This window comes from Rhodocista pekingensis (genome assembly GCF_042665545.1).
Lineage (GTDB): Bacteria > Pseudomonadota > Alphaproteobacteria > Azospirillales > Azospirillaceae > Rhodocista > Rhodocista pekingensis.
The window spans coordinates 448,006-464,080 of record NZ_JBHTCM010000004.1; the positions used below are offsets into that span (position 1 = coordinate 448,006).

Below are 16,075 nucleotides of genomic sequence, written 5' to 3' on the forward strand. Positions count from 1 at the left end.
CCTTGATTGTGGTTGCCTCAAGCGTCCGTCCGGCCGTCCCGCGGCCGGACGGTATCGCGTCAGACCAGCCGGCTCTGCTCGATGGCCGCGCGGATGAAACTGGTGAACAGCGGGTGCGGCTCGAACGGCTTGGACTTCAGCTCCGGATGGAACTGCACGCCGATGTACCAGGGGTGCACCGGCAGTTCGACGATCTCCGGCAGCACGCCGTCGGGCGACAGGCCGGAGAACTTCAGCCCCACCGCCTCCAGCTTCTCCCGGAAGTTGATGTTGACCTCGTAGCGGTGGCGATGCCGCTCCTGGATGAAGTCGGCGCCATAGATATCGCGGACCTTGGTCCCTGGCAGCAGGTGGCAGTCGTAGCTTCCCAGCCGCATGGTGCCGCCCAGGTCGCCGCCGGCCGCCCGCTTCTCAAGCTGGTTGCCGCGGCTCCACTCGGTCATCAGGCCGACGACGGCCGGATCGGGATGGCCGAACTCGGACGAGCCGGCATTCTCCAGCCCGGCGAGGTGCCGCGTCGCCTCGATCACCGCCATCTGCATGCCGAAGCAGATGCCGAAATAGGGGATGCCGCGCTCCCGCGCGAACTGGGCCGCCTTGATCTTGCCTTCCGTGCCGCGCTCGCCGAAACCGCCCGGCACCAGGATGCCGTGGACACCTTCCAGCCGGTGGATGGCGCCGTCGGTCTCGAAGATCTCGGCGTCGATCCAGTCGAGCTTGACCTTCACGTTGTTGGCGATGCCGCCATGGGTCAGCGCCTCGCCCAGCGACTTGTAAGCGTCCAGCAGGCTCGTGTACTTGCCGACGACGGCGATGGTGACCTCGCCCTCCGGGTGGCGGACACGGGAGACGATCTCCTGCCAGCGGCTGAGATCCGGCTCGCCCTCGACCGGCATGCCGAAGAACTTCAGCACCTGCGTGTCGAAGCCCTGTTCGTGGTAGCTGATCGGCACCTGGTAGATGGTGTCCACGTCCAGCGCCGCGATCACCGCCTCCTGCTTGATGTTGCAGAACAGCGCGATCTTGCGGCGCTCGTTGTCGGGGATCGGCCGATCAGCGCGGCAGAGCAGGATCTGCGGCTGAATGCCGACACTCAGCAGCTCCTTCACGGAGTGCTGCGTCGGCTTCGTCTTCAGCTCGCCTGCCGCCGGGATGTAGGGCAGCAGGGTGACGTGGGTGAACAGGGCCCGGTCCGGCCCCAGCTCGTTGCCGAGCTGGCGGATGGCCTCCAGGAAGGGCAGGCTCTCGATGTCGCCGACGGTGCCGCCGACCTCGACCAGACAGAAATCCTCGTCCGTCAGGTCGGCCTGGACGAATTCCTTGATGGCGTCGGTGATGTGCGGGATCACCTGCACCGTCGCGCCCAGATAATCGCCGCGGCGCTCCTTGGCGATGACGTTCGAGTAGATGCGCCCGGTGGTGATGTTGTCGCTCTGGCGCGTCGGCACGCCGGTGAAGCGCTCATAGTGCCCGAGGTCGAGGTCGGTCTCGGCACCGTCGTCGGTGACATAAACCTCGCCGTGCTGGTACGGGCTCATCGTGCCCGGATCGACGTTCAGGTAAGGGTCCAGCTTCCGCAGGCGGACCTTGAAGCCACGGGCCTGGAGCAACGCTCCGAGGGCGGCCGAGGCGAGGCCCTTGCCGAGGGAAGACACAACGCCGCCGGTGATGAAGATGAAGCGCGTCATGGAAGCCTAATCTAGCTCGATCGGAAATCCCGGGCCACAGCGCCCGATACGGCCGCCATGCCCCCCAATGGAAAGAGGCGGCCTTTCCGCCGCCTCTTCGTCTCAGCCGGTTGTCCGGACTTACTGGCCGACGGGGACCGTCGGCTGCGCCGGTTGGGCCGGAGGCTGCTCGGGTGCCGGAGCGGGGGCCGCGGGGGCCTCCTGCTGCACGCCGGGCGCCGTGCGGTCGAAGATCGATTCGGCCGGGCCGGTGGCGCCGGTCATCGCGGCCAGCACCAGACTGGTGGTGAAGAAGCAGGCGGCGAGGATCGCCGTCGTCCGGGTCAGCAGATTGGCGCTGCCCCGCGTCGTCATGAGACCGCCCATGGTGCCGCCACCGATGCCCAGCCCGCCGCCTTCCGACTTCTGGATGAGGACGACGCCGACCAGCGACACGGCGATCAGCAGATGGACGACAAGAACCACCTTTTCCATGGGAACTGTCCTTCGCAACGAACGAAGCACCGGAACGCTGCACGCCCGGAAGCGGCAGGAATCCGGTGCTCTCGGCCGCAGTGTTTACAGTCTGTCCGCGTCCCGCGCCAGCCCGAATGTGCTATCGGACGGACAGGGCGATCTGCCAGAAATCGTCCGCCTTCAGGCTGGCACCGCCGACCAGGCCGCCGTCCACGTCGGCCACGGCCATGATTTCAGCGGCATTCCCGGGCTTCATCGAACCGCCATACAGGATGCGCACGGAGTCGGGGCTGGCAACCAGCCCGTGGAGCCGATGGCGGATCATGCCGTGCATGGCGGCTATGTCGGCGACCGTCGGGGTCCGCCCGGTGCCGATCGCCCAGACGGGTTCATAGGCGATGACCGTGTCGGCGGCGGACGCCCCTTGCGGAATCGAGCCTTCGAGCTGGCGGGCGACGACCGTCTCGGCATCGCCGGCATCACGCTCGGCCTCCGTCTCGCCGACGCAGATGATGGCGGTCAGGCCGGCCTTGTGCGCCGCCGCGGCCTTGGCGCGCACGGTGGCGTCGTCCTCCCCGTGGTCGTGGCGGCGCTCGGAATGGCCGACGATGACGTGGCTGCACCCGAGGTCGGCCAGCATCCAGGCGCTGACGTCGCCGGTATGGGCCCCCTTCTCCGCCGCGTGGCAGTCCTGCCCGCCCAGGGCGACGCCGCTGCCGGCCAGCACCTCGCCGACGGCGTGGAGAAGTGTCGCAGGGGGGCAGACCAGCAGGTCGAAGCCCGCCGCGCCGGCCGCCGTGAGGCGCCCGGCCAGATCCCGGGCCAGGGCGGTTCCATCGGCGCGCAGGCCGTTCATCTTCCAGTTTCCGGCGATCAACGGGCGGCGGTCGGGCATGGTCGTTTCTCCTGGCTGGCGCACTTGAGACGGCGCTCTGCGGGTTGGCTGCCGGATCGGCATGACGCGCCATCCCGTTTAACAGCCGCGGATACGCTTTTCCACCCGCGGGAACGCGGCCGGCAGGCGGGCTTGCCGGGCCGGTGACCGGCTTCTATGATGCGCGGCCTTCGGCGGCCCCAGGGTTGCCGCATTCCCTCGGCCCGATGACGGCCCCTTTCGAGATCGCAAAAGCTCCCGATGCTCCAAGCAATCCGCAGCACCGCCGGCTCCTGGATCGCCAAGATCCTGTTCATCCTCCTGATCGCGAGCTTCGCGGTCTGGGGGATTGGCGACTTCACCCGCGGCCTCGGCCGCCATGTGGCGGAGGTGGGCGATGTCCAGATCACCCCGCAGGAGCTGGATCAGGAATTCCGCGACGAGGTGACCCGGCTGCGCCGGGTCATGGGCGCGGACCTGACGTCCGAACAGGCGCGCGCCTTCGGCCTGCTGGAACGGACGCTGCAACAGATGGTGCAGCGCACCCTGGTCAGCCTCGCCGGGCAGGACAAGGGCCTCGTGCCCAGCGACGCGATGGTGGCCGACGAGATCCGCCGCGTGCCCGTCTTCCACAACCAGCTCGGTCAGTTCGACCCCGACCTGATGCGGGCGCTGCTGCGCCAGAACGGCATGACCGAACAGGGCCTCGTCGAGCAGGTCCGCGCCGACATGGCCCGCGGACAGCTCCTGGGCTCCGTCAGCATCGGCGCCGTTCTTCCGACGACCCTGGCGGAGACGCTCTTCCGCTTCCGTAACGAGAAGCGGGTGGCCGACCTCATCACCGTGCCGGCCAGCGCCATGCCGGAACCGGCGGCGCCTGAGGCTTCCGTCCTGGCGCAGTACCACCAGGATCGCGCGGTGCGCTACACGGCCCCGGAGTACCGCGGCCTGACCGTCGCCAAGCTGAACGCAGAGGCCATTGCTGACGACATCACGGTCAGCGACGCCGACATCGAGCAGGCCTACAACGCCCGCGCCAGTGAATTCGTCGCCCCGGAGCGGCGTGCCGTCGTGCAGGCCGTGCTGCCCGACCAGGCGGCGGCCAAGGCCGTGGCCGATGCCGTGGCCGGCGGCACCCCGCTGGAACAGGCTGCGAAAGCGGCCGGTGCGGAGGCCATCGATCTGGGCGAGGTCACCCGCGACCAGCTCCTGCCCGAACTGGTGGAGCCTGTCTTCGGTCTGGCCCAGGGGGCCAGCTCGGCCCCCGTCGAATCCACCCTGGGCTGGCACGTCCTGTCCGTCCGCTCCATCACCCCGGGCCATGAGCGCCCGCTCGCCGAGGTGCGCGACCAGGTCGTCGCCGACCTGCGCAAGGAGCGCGCGCTCGACCGCCTCTACGAGGTGGCGAACCAGATGGACGACGACCTCGCCGGCGGCGCCACGCTGGAGGAGGCCGCACAGCGCGCCGGGGCGGAGATCGTCCGCATCGAAGCGGTGGACAACCGGGGTGCCACGCCTGCCGGCACCCCGGTCGAGGGCGTTCCCGCCCTCTCCCAGGTGCTGGAGACGGCGTTCGCCCTGCCCGCAGGCGATACCGGCCACATGACGGAGACGGATGCGCAGGGCTATTTCGCCGTCCGCGTGGACGGCGTGCAGCCCGCGGCGCTCAAGCCTCTGGAGACGATCCGGGATCGGGTCCTGGCCGACTGGATCTCGGAACAGCGTGCCGCCGCTGCCCGCGCGAAGGCGGATGAGCTGGCCGCGAAGCTGCGTGAGGGCGCCGACCCGGCCCAGCTCGCCGCCACGGTGCCGGGTGCGGCCCATGCGCGCAGCGAGCCGTTCACCCGCCGTCCCGAGGCTGCCGGCGCCCTTCCTGGGGCGCTGGTCGAGGAGCTGTTCGGCGCCCAGCCGGGCGGCGTCGCCGTGGGTGACGGCCGCGAGGGACCGGTGGTCGCCCGGCTGGTCGAGATCATCCCGGCGGTGCCCGACGCCGCCGGGGTCAGGTCGATCCGCGAGACGACGGAGGCCACGCTGGCCGATGATCTGGTGACGCAGTACGTGACCGGGTTGCAGCGCCAGTTCCCGGTCAGCGTCAACCGCGGCATGATCGACAGCCTCTACCGTCCGGAGTAATCGACCGTGCGCGTCTTTCCGGAAGCGGACGTCTTCGCCGGGACCTACCGGCAGGGCACCTCCCAGGTCGTGTGGACCCGTCTGGTCAGCGACCTGGACACCCCCGTCTCGGCGATGATGAAGCTGTCACGGGGGCGGCCGAATGCCTTCCTGCTGGAATCGGTGACCGGCGGATCGGTCCGCGGGCGCTATTCGCTGATCGGCCTGAAGCCGGATCTGATGTGGCGCAGCAAGGGCGACCGCGCCGAGGTGAACCGCCGCTTCGCGGAGGACCCCGCGGCGTTCGAGCCCTGTGCCGAACCGCCGCTGAAGGCGCTGGCAGCCCTTCTGGAGGAAAGCCGGATCGACCTGCCGGCCAGCCTGCCGCCCATGTCGGCGGGCCTGTTCGGCTATCTCGGCTACGACATGGTCCGGCTGATGGAGCGCCTGCCGGACGCCAACCCGGACGAACTCGGGCTGGACGACGCGATCCTCATCCGCCCGACCGTGATGGCGATCTTCGACGGTATCGAGAACGTCATCACCGTCGTGACCCCCGTGCGCCGGGAAGAGGGTGTCTCCGCCGACACGGCCTACCGGCGCGCCACCGAGCGGCTGGCGGAAGCGGTCGCCGACCTCCAGGGGCCGGTGCCCGCGGCACTGGGGACGGATCTCGACCTCCAGCCGCTGCCGGACCCCGCCTCCAACACCAGCCGCGCCGAGTACCATGCGCTGGTGGAGCGGGCGAAGGAGTACATCCGGGCCGGCGACATCTTCCAGGTCGTGCCGAGCCAGCGCTTCTCGGTCCCGTTCAGCCTGCCGCCGTTTGCGCTCTACCGCGCGCTGCGCCGACTGAACCCCTCACCCTTCCTGTTCTTCCTGGATTTCGGCCATGTCTCCGTCGTCGGCTCCAGCCCGGAGATCCTGGTCCGGCTGCGCGACAACACGGTAACGATCCGGCCCATCGCCGGCACCCGGCGGCGCGGCAAGGACGCGGTCGAGGACAAGGAACTGGCCGCCGACCTGCTGTCGGACCCGAAGGAACTGGCCGAGCATCTGATGCTGCTGGACCTCGGCCGCAACGATGTCGGCCGCGTGGCGCAGGTCGGCACGGTGAAGGTCACGGAACGCTTCACCATCGAGTACTACAGCCACGTCATGCACATCGTCTCCAACGTCGAAGGCCAGGTGGCTCCCACCTTCACGGCCATCGACGCGCTGATCGCGGGCTTCCCCGCCGGCACCGTGTCCGGCGCGCCGAAGATCCGTGCCATGGAGATCATCGACGAGCTGGAGAAGACCCGGCGCGGCATCTATGGCGGTTGCATCGGCTATTTCGCCGCCAACGGCACGATGGACACCTGCATCGCCCTGCGCACCGCGGTGCTCAAGGACGGGATGATGTATGTCCAGGCCGGCGGCGGGGTCGTAGCCGACAGCGATCCCGAGGCCGAGTACCAGGAGACGGTCAACAAGTCGAAGGCGCTGTTCAAGGCGGCGGAGGAAGCGATGCGCTTCGCCGCCGAACACCGTCAGGCCGTCACCGCCGACGCCTGAACCGGGACGCGGGCGGGTGATGCGTCACCCGCCCCGCCCACCCGGCGCCGTTCCCGGGCGCTTCCCCTTCAAGCCGCGCCCTTGAAGTCGAACCCGGCAGCCTCGATCGCGGCGCGCACCTCCGCCTCGGACGCCGCCCCTTCCACGGACACCGTGCCGGCCGTCAGGTCGACCAGCGCCCGGCTGGCGCTGGTCTGCGTCTCGATCGCGCGCGATACCGAGTTGGCGCAGCCCTGGCAGGTCATGCCTTCGACGCGGTAGGTGGCGGCCATGGAAATCTCCTTCTCTTCCGGGGACTCTTCTGGGAAAGCGGTCGGTCGGTGCGGGCAGGAACAGCGCCCGCACCCACAACGTCTCAGGACTCGGGCGGGCCCGTCCGCACCACGGCGCTGAGCGGGACGAGCTGGAACCCCTTGCCGGCCAGCGTCGGCAGCCACCGCGCCAGCGCCTCGGTCGTCACATCGTGCGGGTGGCCGATGGCGATGGCCAGCCCCTGCCGGCGCGCCGTCGCCTCGACCTTCTCCAGCGCCGTGGCGACGGCCGCCGGGGTCTGCACATGGTCGAGGAAGACGTCCCGGCTGGCGCTTGGGACATGCCGGCGCACCGCCTCGTCGCGCAGCCGGCTGTCCGCCGTGGTCCGGCTGTCCAGCACCAGCAGGCCGCGCCGCGCCAGTTCCTCGACCACGACGGCCGAGGCGGCGGCATCGGCCGTGAAACGGCTGCCCATGTGGTTGTTGATGCCGACATAGCCGCTGAAGGCGTTCAGATTGGCCCGCAGGCGGCTGAGGATCTCCTCGGGGCTCTGCCGCACCAGCAGGGCGTCCGGTCCCGGATCGACGCCGCCCGCCGGCTCCATCGGCATATGGACGATCAGTTCGTGGCCGTGCCGGTGCGCCTGCCGCGTCTGCTCCGGCAGATCGCGGGCATAGGGCAGCCAGGCCAGGGTCAGCGGCCCGGGAAGCGAGACAACCCGTCCGCTGCGCCGGCGGTCCAGGCCCATGTCGTCGATCACGATGACGATGCGGGGGCGCCCGTCGGCCGGGGCTGCCGGAACGGCGTTGCGCTGCCATGCCGGCACGCCGTCGGGGGCCGGTGCCGCATCGGGCCGCGGCGGTGCGGGCGGCGGCAGAAGGGCGACCTGGGCCGCGGGCGGGCGGGCCGGTGTCACGGCCGACGCCGGCGGCGATGCGGCGGCCTGCCGGGCCGGGGCCGGCTGTACGACCGGCGCGGTGGACGGTGCTGCGGCCGGTGCTGCTGTGGTCCGCGGCAGTGCGGGCGGGGGTGGTGCGGGGGGCGGTGCGGGACGGGTGGGGCGCAAGGCCTCCCCCTCCTCCGGCGGGACCGCCTCGGCCATGCCCGACTCGTCCAGCTCCTCCGTCACTCCGTCGGGCAGCGGCGGCGGTGACAGGGTGACCCCGACCACCAGACCGAGGACCAGCACGAGCGCCATGGCCGCCAGACCCGGCGCCCAACGGGACCGCCGCAGCCTCTGCCACAGGGGAACGGGTTTCGCGCGCCCCTTCCGACGCGGGCGGGAGGGGGAACGCCGAGGCTCGGGCATGGTCGTTCAGTCGTGGCAGCGGGAACCGGACAGGGTGTCGAGGATCGGACAGTCGGGCCGCCCGTCTCCCTGGCATCGTTCTACCAGATCGCCGAGCGTCCGGCGCAGGCTTTGCAGTTCCGCGATGCGCCCGTCGATCTCCGCCATGTGCCGCTGGGCCAGGGCGCGCACGTCGGCGGAGGCGCGCGACCGGTCGCGCCACAGTTCCAGCAGGTCGGCCACCTCCCGCATGGAAAACCCGAGAGCCCGCGCGCGGCTGATGAACCGCAGGGTGCGGACATCGGTGTCGTCGTAATCGCGGTAGCCGTTCTGCCGGCGCCCGGCGGCGTCGATCAGGCCTGCGCTCTCGTAATAGCGGATCGTCCGGGCCGGAACGCCCGACCGTGCGGCTGCGGTCCCGATCTTCATCGTCCGGCCCTTCCGGCGTGACAGGCCGCGCGCTGGAAATCCCCCGGTGCAGGCTGTACGGTACGTGCCCGCGTCCCGCGCCCGGCTTTTCCGCAGAATCCGACCATGCTGCTGCTCATCGACAACTATGACAGTTTCACCTGGAACCTGGTCCATTATCTCGGCGAGCTGGGGGCCGAGGTCGAGGTGCGTCGCAACGACGCGCTGACGGCCGAAGAAGCCCTGGCGATGCGGCCGGAGGCGGTGGTCCTGTCGCCCGGGCCCTGCGACCCGGACAAGGCCGGCATCTGCCTGCCCATGATCCATCTGGCGGCGCAGGCGCGCCTGCCGCTCCTGGGGGTCTGCCTGGGTCATCAGGCGATCGGCCAGGCCTTCGGCGGCAAGGTGGTGCGGGCGCCGGAGCCGATGCACGGCAAGATGGGCAGCGTGCGTCATGCGGGCGCCGGGCTGATGCGGGGGCTGCCCAGCCCGTTCCAGGCCACGCGCTACCATTCCCTGATCGTCGAGCGAACCACCCTGCCCGCCTGTCTGGAGGTCACGGCCGAGCTGGAGGACGGGATGATCATGGCCCTGTCCCACCGGGAACTGCCGATCCACGGCGTGCAGTTCCATCCCGAGAGCATCGCCTCGGAGCACGGGCACAGAATCCTCGACAACTTCCTGGACATCGCCCGCGGCGGCCGCACCGTGCCGAGCCGCGTCCCCGGCGAAGCGGCCTGAGCGCGGAAACGATGAACGCCGAACGTACCCCGGGCGACACGCCCGACTTCAAGAGCCTGCTGGCGAAAGTGGCCACGGGCGCCTCGCTCAGCGAGGCCGAGGCCGAGACCGCCTTCGACATCATCATGGCCGGCAACGCCACGCCGGCCCAGATGGGCGGCTTTCTGATGGCCCTGCGGGTCCGCGGCGAGACGGTGGACGAGATCACGGGCGCCGCCCGCATCATCCGCTCCCGCCTTGTCCCGGTGGAGGGGCCCGAGGGGCTGATCGACACCTGCGGCACCGGCGGCGACGCCGCCGGCACCTACAACATCTCCACCGCCGTCGCCCTGGTGGTGGCCGGCTGCGGCGTCCCTGTCGCCAAGCACGGCAACCGGGCCATCTCCTCCCGCTCCGGCGCTGCGGACGTGCTGGCCGCCCTGGGCGTGAACGTGGAGGCGGAGTTCGATCTGGTCCACAAGGCCCTGTGGGACGCCGGCATCGCCTTCATGATGGCGCCGCGCCACCACACCGCCATGCGCAATGTCGGCCCGACGCGGGTCGAGCTGGGCACCCGCACCATCTTCAACCTGATGGGGCCCCTGTCCAACCCGGCCCACGCCAGGCGCCAGCTCCTGGGCGTCTATGCCCGCACCTGGGTCGAGCCGATCGCGCAGGTCCTGCTGCGCCTGGGGTCGGAGAGCGCCTGGGTCGTGCATGGCTCCGACGGGCTGGACGAGATCACGACGACCGGCCCGACCTTCGTGGCGGAACTGCGCGACGGCCGCATCCGCACCTTCGAGGTCACGCCCGAGGAGGCGGGCCTGCCCCGCGCCAGCCTGTACGACCTGCGCGGTGGCGATCCGGAGACGAACGCCGCCGCCCTGCGCGCGGTCCTGGGCGGGGCCAGCGGCCCCTACCGCGACATCGTCCTGCTGAACGCCGCCGGCGCCTTGGTCGTCGCCGGTGCCGTGCCCGACCTCCGCTCCGGGGTGCGGCATGCGGCCGGCTGTATCGACGAGGGGCGCGCCATGGCGACGCTGGACCGGCTTGTCGCCATCACCAACGGGAGCGTCGAGGCATGAGCGCGGACGTGCTGGCGCGCATCTGCGCCGACAAGCGGGAGCATGTGGCCCGCTGCCGGCGCGAGCGTCCCCTCGCGGCGGTGGAGGACGCGGCCCGTGCCGCCGCACCGCCGCGCGGCTTCGCCCGCGCCCTGGATGCCGCGGTCGCGGCGGGCCGCCACGGCCTGATCGCCGAGATCAAGAAGGCGAGCCCCAGCAAGGGGCTGATCCGGCCCGACTTCGACCCGCCCGCCCTGGCCCGGGCCTATCTCGCCGGCGGGGCCACCTGCCTGTCGGTCCTGACCGACATCCCCTATTTCCAGGGCGACGACCGCTATCTGGAGGCGGCGCGGGCGGCCGTGCCGCTGCCGGCGCTGCGCAAGGACTTCATGCTGGAGCCCTACCAGATCACGGAAAGCCGGGCGCTCGGGGCCGACTGCATCCTGCTGATCATGGCGGCGCTGGACGATGCGCAGGCCGCGGAACTGTACGCCGCCGCCATCCATTACGGCATGGATGTGCTGGTCGAAGTCCATGACGAGGCGGAGATGGAACGGGCGCTGGCCCTGCCGGGCGGCCTGCTGGGCGTGAACAACCGCAACCTGAAGACCCTGGCCGTGGATCTGGCGACGACGGAGCGGCTGGCCGCCATGGTGCCGCCCGGCCGGTCGCTGGTGGCGGAGAGCGGTATCTACACGCCGGCCGACATCGCCCGGCTGGCGGCGGTCGGGGCGCGGCGCTTCCTGGTCGGCGAGTCCCTGATGCGGCAGGCGGACGTGACGGCCGCCACCCGCGCCCTGCTTGCCCCCGCCCCGGCCACCGCGGCCTGACCCCGTGGGCGCCGGCGATCCCGGGGACGCCCCCCGGCTGACCCATTTCGACGCGCACGGCAACGCCGCCATGGTGGACGTCTCCGCCAAGGCGGAGACGGAGCGCGTGGCGACGGCCGAGGCCCTGGTCAGCATGCGGCCGGAGACCTTCGCCCTGATCGAGTCCGGTCAGGTCGCCAAGGGCGACGTGCTGGGGGTGGCGCGCATCGCCGGCATCATGGCGGCCAAGCGCACGGCCGACCTGATCCCGCTCTGCCATCCGCTGGCCTTGTCCAGGGTGGCGGTGGACTTCACCCTGCTGCCCGAACGCTCCGCCGTCCGCATCGAGGCGACGGTGGCGCTGAAGGGCCGGACCGGGGTGGAGATGGAGGCGCTGACCGCGGTCAGCGTCGCCGCGCTGACGCTCTACGACATGTGCAAGGCCGTGGACCGCGGCATGACCATCGGGGACATCCGCCTGCTCCACAAGTCGGGCGGCAAGAGCGGAACCTACCGGGCCGGGGACGAGGCATGATCCCCGTCGCCGAGGCCCGCGCGCGCATCCTGGACGGTGTCGCTCCGCTGCCGTCCGAGATGGTCGGGATCGGGCAGGCCCTGGGGCGGGTGCTGGCGGCGGACGTGGCGGCCCGCCTGACCCAGCCGCCGGCCGATGTCTCGGCCATGGACGGCTGGGCCGTGCGGGCGGTGGACCTCGCCCCCCTGCCCGCGACCCTGCGCCGGATCGGGGAGGCTCCGGCGGGTCGCCCCTTCGCCGGCACGGTCGGGCCGGGCGAGGCGGTGCGGATCTTCACCGGCGCGGTGCTGCCGGCGGGAGCGGACACGGTCGTCTTGCAGGAGGACTGCGACGAGGCCGGTGGCGCCGTCACCGTGCGCGAGAGCGGCGGACGGGGCCGCTGGGTGCGGCCCGCGGGGCTGGACTTCCGTGCGGGAGAGATCGGGCTGGCCGCCGATCGCCGGCTGACGGTGCGCGACCTGGCCCTGGCCGCCGCCATGAACGTCCCCTGGCTGGCAGTTCGGCGGCGCCCGCGGGTGGCGATCCTCGCCACGGGCGACGAGGTGGTGATGCCGGGCGATCCGGTGGGGCCGGGCTGCATCGTCAGCTCCAACGGGCTGGCCCTGGCCGCCCTGGTCGAGCGGGAGGGCGGCCTGCCCGTCAGCCTCGGCATCGCCCCGGACGATCCCGCCGCCCTTGCCGGCCATCTCGCCGCAGCGGCGGGCTGCGACCTGCTGGTGACGACGGGGGGCGCCTCCGTCGGGGAGCACGACCTGATGCGGCAGGCGCTGGCCGCGCCGGGGACACGGCTCGACTTCTGGAAGGTCGCCATGCGGCCGGGCAAGCCGCTGCTGTCCGGCCGGGTGGGCGAGGTTCCGGTGCTGGGCCTGCCGGGCAATCCGGTCTCGACCCTGGTCTGCGCCCTGGTCTTCCTGCGGCCATTGCTGCGCGCGCTCCAAGGGTTGCCTCCGGACGACGGCCCCGCCCTGCGGGCCCGGCTGGCGACGCCGCTGGCCGCCAACGACCGCCGCCAGGACTATCTGCGCGCCGGGCTGGAGCGGGCCGCGGACGGCAGCCTGCTGGCCCGCGCCTTTCCGAAGCAGGACAGTTCCATGCTCTCCGCCCTGGCGGCGGCCGGTTGCCTGATCGTGCGCCCGCCACTCGCGCCCACGGCCCCCGCCGGCACCGAGGTCGAGATCATTCCGCTGGACGGTTTCTGAGCGGTTCCGGGCGCTTCGCGGACCTGCGGTGGACGTGCGGCGGCGGGAATGCTTGACGCTCAACCGGAACCAAACTAGAACGTCCACTTGACGTTCCGGTAATGTTCCCATATGTTGTGGTCAGACAAGAACAGGGGGCGATATGCTGACGCGGAAGCAACAGGAACTGCTCCTCTTCATCCATGACCGGCTGAAGGACGGTGGCGTGTCCCCCTCCTTCGACGAGATGAAGGACGCGCTGGGCCTGAAGTCCAAGTCCGGCATCCACCGCCTGATCACGGGACTGGAGGAACGGGGCTTCATCCGCCGCCTGCCCCACCGCGCCCGCGCGCTGGAGGTGCTCCGCCTGCCGGAGCAGCCCGCGCCGCTGCGGGTCGCCCCGCGGACGGAGGAGCCGGTGCGGTTCCGCCCCAATGTCATCCGCGGCGACTTCCGCGGCGCCCTGCCCGGCCGGGAAGCCCGCGGCGATGCGGAGGCCGTCAGTCTGCCGCTCTACGGCCGCATCGCCGCCGGCCTGCCGATCGAGGCGTTGCGCGATACCTCCGCCAGCATCGACGTGCCCACGGGGCTGCTCGCCTCGGGTGAGCACTACGCGCTCGAGGTGGCCGGCGACTCCATGGTCGATGCCGGCATCCTGGACGGCGACACGGTCGTCATCCAGCGCTGCGAGACGGCGGAGAACGGCACCGTCATCGTCGCCCTGGTGGACGACAACGAGGTGACGCTGAAGCGCCTGCGCCGCAAGGGCAACTCCATCGCGCTGGAGCCCGCGAACCCGGCCTATGAGACGCGCGTCTTCGGCGCCGACCGGGTCCGCATCCAGGGCCGGCTGGTCGGCCTGATCCGCCGCTACTGACGCCCCGGACCGTCCTTAGCTCCACGGCCGTGCCAGGGGCCGCGGCCGTCCCGTCCGGATCTCGATACGCCCGTCCGGCCCGATGAAGACGGCGTGCGCCCCCCGCTCCCTCAGGGCGGCGCTGTCGATTACCCGGGGACCGTCGCAGCCCAGCGCGCGCAGCCGGGTGATGACCAGATCCGCCCCGGTGCAGGCGTCCGCCAGCCCTTCCGGCTTCATCACGATGGCCGCCGTCACCCCGTTCAGGCGGTAGCGGCAGACCAGCGGGTCGCAGGCCAGCCGCCCGTCCGCCGAGCCTGCCTTCGGCCAGCGCGGCGGCGCGTCCGTGCCGCCGTCGCGGCGCCACCAGACCTCCGCCTCGAAACGGGCGGCCCGGCCGGTGGAGACGAGGAGCGATCCGTCGGCCGCCCGGATGCCGACCAGCTTGCCGCTGGAGGTGACCCGGAGGTCGGGCCGCGCCGCCATCGCGGCGAGCGCGACGGCAAGCCCCATGGGCACGAGCCCGAGGAAACGCCAGGAGCGCCGCCACAGCGCCAGCCACACCCCGCCGATGACGAACAGCAGCAGGGCCGCCGCCGGCGCGGCCGGAACGTGCAGGACCGCGCCCGGCAGCCCGGCCACGGCATGCGCTGTCCAGAGGATGGCCTGCACGCCCATCCCCATGGCCTCCACCGCCCATCCGTCCAGCCCGAAGGGCATCAGGCAATAGACCAGGAGCCCCCAGGGCATGACCCAGAAGGAGGTGACAGGAACGGCCAGCAGGTTGGCCAGCAACCCGTAATTGGCTCCCTGCTGGAAGTGGTAGAGCCCGAAGGGCGTCGTCGCCGTGCCAGCGACCAGGGAGGTCAGCGCCAGTCCCCCGACATACAGCAGGGTGCGCCGGACCGGCCCCGCCTGCGCGTGCCAGTCGCGCAGCGTCGGTCCGGCGGCCTCATAGGCGGAGACCAGCGCGATCACGGCCCCGAACGACATCTGGAAACTGGGACCGAGCAACGCCTCCGGCTGCCAGAGCAGCACCACCGTGGCGGCGAAGGCCACCACCCGCAGCGAGAAGGGGGAACGGTCGACGAGCACGGCCAGCAGCATCAGTCCCGTCATCAGGGCCGAGCGCACCGTCGGCACCGGGGCGCCGACCAGCACCGTGTAGCCCAGCGCGGCCGCGAGGGCCGCCACCGCCGCCCATTTCTTGATCGGCCGGCGCAGCGCCAGCGGCTCGACCAGGGCCAGCAGCGCGCGCAGGGTGAAGAAGACCAGCCCCGCCACCAGCCCGATATGCAGACCGGAGATGGAGAGCAGGTGCTGGAGCCCCGACACCCGCATCGCCTCCAGGTCGGACTCGGGGATGGCGGTGGGCTCACCGTTCAGCAGCGCCGTCGCCACGGCACCCGCGGCACCGTCAAGGCGGGCCTCGACCCGCTCGGCGATCCCCTGGCGCAGCCGCTCAAGCCCGGCCTGCACGGCCGCCCATCCGTCGGGAGGCGGGGCCGGCAGCGGCTCCGCCGCGGACAGGGCGAAGCCGACCGCGCCCAGGCGCAGAAAGTAGGCATGTCGCCGGAAGTCGTAGGCGCCCGGCTCCGGTGCGTCGGGCGGCGGCCGCAGCACGGCCAGCAGACCGATGCGCGCCCCCGCCGCCGGAGCCACATCCCCCTTCTTCAGCCGGAGGCGGACCCGCGCCGGAGTCTCCGCCACCGGCAGCCGCCCGACCGTCACGTCGGCGAGCGTGACCCGGAGCCCCTCCTCCAGCCGGTCGATGCCGACGACGCGCCCCTCCACCCGCGCCGCCCGCGTCTCATGGGCCAGCACGGGGGCGGCGACGCTCCAGGTCCTGACCTGCGCCGCGGCGAAGCCCGCCACGAGGATCAGGAGCACGGTGGGCAGCAGGGCCGCGCCGCTGCCAGGCCAGCGCCGGCGCGACAGCACGACGAAAAGCCCCAGCGCAGGCAGGAGTGCCGCGCCGAGCCAGCCGGGCGGCTCCGTCGGCAGGGCGAAATAGACCAGGATTCCCGCGGACAGCCCGACCGGAAGCCAGAGCACCCAGCGGTCACGCTCCTCCAGGAACGGGGCGCGGACGGCGGCAATCAGGGTGCGGACCCGTCCGGGAGGCGCTGCCGGCGGGTCGTACCCGTCCCCGTCCAGGGTATCCGCGTCCAGGGCGTCCGCGTCCGGTGCATCGGTCCAGCCGGTCACGCGCGGGCCCCGTCGGGATGCATCTTCGTTTCCGCTGTGCTACACCACCGCCCAGCATCCTAGCACCATT

The 16,075-nt window shown here is 71.7% G+C and carries 15 protein-coding genes; 8 read left to right on the top strand and 7 right to left on the bottom strand.

Going from position 1 to position 16,075, the window contains the following annotated elements; all coding sequences use genetic code 11:
* Positions 1-59 precede the first annotated feature (59 nt).
* The 3 genes from ACFQPS_RS02670 to tpiA form a co-directional block, all read right to left on the bottom strand.
* The gene (locus tag ACFQPS_RS02670) at positions 60-1,688 is read right to left on the bottom strand and encodes a CTP synthase (RefSeq protein WP_377356214.1); all 1,629 of its coding nucleotides are present in this window, start codon (positions 1,686-1,688) and stop codon (positions 60-62) included.
* Positions 1,689-1,808: 120 nt separating this feature from the next.
* On the bottom strand, positions 1,809-2,162 hold the full coding sequence (gene secG, locus ACFQPS_RS02675; RefSeq protein ID WP_377356216.1) for a preprotein translocase subunit SecG: 354 nt from the start codon (positions 2,160-2,162) through the stop codon (positions 1,809-1,811).
* A gap of 121 nt (positions 2,163-2,283) precedes the next feature.
* Positions 2,284-3,039, bottom strand: coding sequence for a triose-phosphate isomerase (tpiA, locus tag ACFQPS_RS02680; protein WP_377356218.1), 756 nt, complete (start codon positions 3,037-3,039; stop codon positions 2,284-2,286).
* Between the two features lie 240 nt (positions 3,040-3,279).
* Between tpiA and ACFQPS_RS02685 the strand changes: the two genes are divergently transcribed.
* Positions 3,280-5,151: a peptidylprolyl isomerase gene (locus tag ACFQPS_RS02685; RefSeq protein ID WP_377356219.1), complete on the top strand. Its 1,872-nt coding sequence runs from the start codon at positions 3,280-3,282 to the stop codon at positions 5,149-5,151.
* 6 nt (positions 5,152-5,157) lie between these two features.
* The gene (trpE, locus tag ACFQPS_RS02690) at positions 5,158-6,687 is read left to right on the top strand and encodes an anthranilate synthase component I (RefSeq protein WP_377356221.1); all 1,530 of its coding nucleotides are present in this window, start codon (positions 5,158-5,160) and stop codon (positions 6,685-6,687) included.
* 68 nt (positions 6,688-6,755) lie between these two features.
* Here trpE and ACFQPS_RS02695 read toward each other — a convergent pair whose 3' ends face one another.
* From ACFQPS_RS02695 to cueR, 3 genes are all read right to left on the bottom strand, one after another.
* Positions 6,756-6,959, bottom strand: coding sequence for a heavy-metal-associated domain-containing protein (locus tag ACFQPS_RS02695; protein ID WP_377356223.1), 204 nt, complete (start codon positions 6,957-6,959; stop codon positions 6,756-6,758).
* Between the two features lie 83 nt (positions 6,960-7,042).
* Positions 7,043-8,137, bottom strand: a complete 1,095-nt coding sequence (locus tag ACFQPS_RS02700) for a divergent polysaccharide deacetylase family protein (RefSeq protein WP_377356224.1) — start codon at positions 8,135-8,137, stop codon at positions 7,043-7,045.
* Between the two features lie 117 nt (positions 8,138-8,254).
* Entirely contained in the window at positions 8,255-8,656 is a 402-nt protein-coding gene (cueR, locus tag ACFQPS_RS02705) for a Cu(I)-responsive transcriptional regulator (protein WP_377356226.1), read from the bottom strand.
* 105 nt (positions 8,657-8,761) lie between these two features.
* Between cueR and ACFQPS_RS02710 the strand changes: the two genes are divergently transcribed.
* From ACFQPS_RS02710 to lexA, 6 genes are all read left to right on the top strand, one after another.
* Positions 8,762-9,376: an anthranilate synthase component II gene (locus ACFQPS_RS02710; RefSeq protein WP_377356228.1), complete on the top strand. Its 615-nt coding sequence runs from the start codon at positions 8,762-8,764 to the stop codon at positions 9,374-9,376.
* An 11-nt stretch (positions 9,377-9,387) separates the two neighbouring features.
* A complete protein-coding gene (trpD, locus tag ACFQPS_RS02715; RefSeq protein ID WP_377356230.1) occupies positions 9,388-10,440 on the top strand; it encodes an anthranilate phosphoribosyltransferase in 1,053 nt (350 codons plus the stop codon).
* Positions 10,437-11,249 (top strand): indole-3-glycerol phosphate synthase TrpC, encoded by an 813-nt coding sequence (trpC, locus tag ACFQPS_RS02720; protein WP_377356232.1) that lies wholly within the window; start codon positions 10,437-10,439, stop codon positions 11,247-11,249. Before trpD ends, trpC begins: the two co-directional genes overlap by 4 nt.
* 4 nt (positions 11,250-11,253) lie before the next feature.
* Positions 11,254-11,763, top strand: coding sequence for a cyclic pyranopterin monophosphate synthase MoaC (gene moaC / locus ACFQPS_RS02725; RefSeq protein WP_377356234.1), 510 nt, complete (start codon positions 11,254-11,256; stop codon positions 11,761-11,763).
* A complete protein-coding gene (locus ACFQPS_RS02730; RefSeq protein WP_377356236.1) occupies positions 11,760-12,962 on the top strand; it encodes a molybdopterin molybdotransferase MoeA in 1,203 nt (400 codons plus the stop codon). The genes moaC and ACFQPS_RS02730 overlap by 4 nt, the downstream gene beginning before the upstream one ends.
* Positions 12,963-13,104: 142 nt before the next feature.
* Positions 13,105-13,818, top strand: coding sequence for a transcriptional repressor LexA (lexA, locus tag ACFQPS_RS02735; protein ID WP_377356237.1), 714 nt, complete (start codon positions 13,105-13,107; stop codon positions 13,816-13,818).
* A gap of 15 nt (positions 13,819-13,833) precedes the next feature.
* On the opposite strand, the gene ACFQPS_RS02740 is transcribed toward lexA, so the two are convergent.
* Positions 13,834-16,005, bottom strand: coding sequence for a ComEC/Rec2 family competence protein (locus ACFQPS_RS02740; RefSeq protein ID WP_377356239.1), 2,172 nt, complete (start codon positions 16,003-16,005; stop codon positions 13,834-13,836).
* Positions 16,006-16,075: the final 70 nt, after the last annotated feature.

Bases quoted from the DNA above. Each gene is read 5' to 3' on its own strand.
- ACFQPS_RS02670 (WP_377356214.1), bottom strand. From the start codon at position 1,688: ATGACGCGCTTCATCTTCATCACCGGCGGCGTTGTGTCTTCCCTCGGC.
- secG (WP_377356216.1), bottom strand. From the start codon at position 2,162: ATGGAAAAGGTGGTTCTTGTCGTCCATCTGCTGATCGCCGTGTCGCTG.
- tpiA (WP_377356218.1), bottom strand. From the start codon at position 3,039: ATGCCCGACCGCCGCCCGTTGATCGCCGGAAACTGGAAGATGAACGGC.
- ACFQPS_RS02685 (WP_377356219.1), top strand. From the start codon at position 3,280: ATGCTCCAAGCAATCCGCAGCACCGCCGGCTCCTGGATCGCCAAGATC.
- ACFQPS_RS02695 (WP_377356223.1), bottom strand. From the start codon at position 6,959: ATGGCCGCCACCTACCGCGTCGAAGGCATGACCTGCCAGGGCTGCGCC.
- ACFQPS_RS02700 (WP_377356224.1), bottom strand. From the start codon at position 8,137: ATGGCGCTCGTGCTGGTCCTCGGTCTGGTGGTCGGGGTCACCCTGTCA.
- cueR (WP_377356226.1), bottom strand. From the start codon at position 8,656: ATGAAGATCGGGACCGCAGCCGCACGGTCGGGCGTTCCGGCCCGGACG.
- ACFQPS_RS02710 (WP_377356228.1), top strand. From the start codon at position 8,762: ATGCTGCTGCTCATCGACAACTATGACAGTTTCACCTGGAACCTGGTC.
- trpD (WP_377356230.1), top strand. From the start codon at position 9,388: ATGAACGCCGAACGTACCCCGGGCGACACGCCCGACTTCAAGAGCCTG.
- trpC (WP_377356232.1), top strand. From the start codon at position 10,437: ATGAGCGCGGACGTGCTGGCGCGCATCTGCGCCGACAAGCGGGAGCAT.
- ACFQPS_RS02730 (WP_377356236.1), top strand. From the start codon at position 11,760: ATGATCCCCGTCGCCGAGGCCCGCGCGCGCATCCTGGACGGTGTCGCT.
- lexA (WP_377356237.1), top strand. From the start codon at position 13,105: ATGCTGACGCGGAAGCAACAGGAACTGCTCCTCTTCATCCATGACCGG.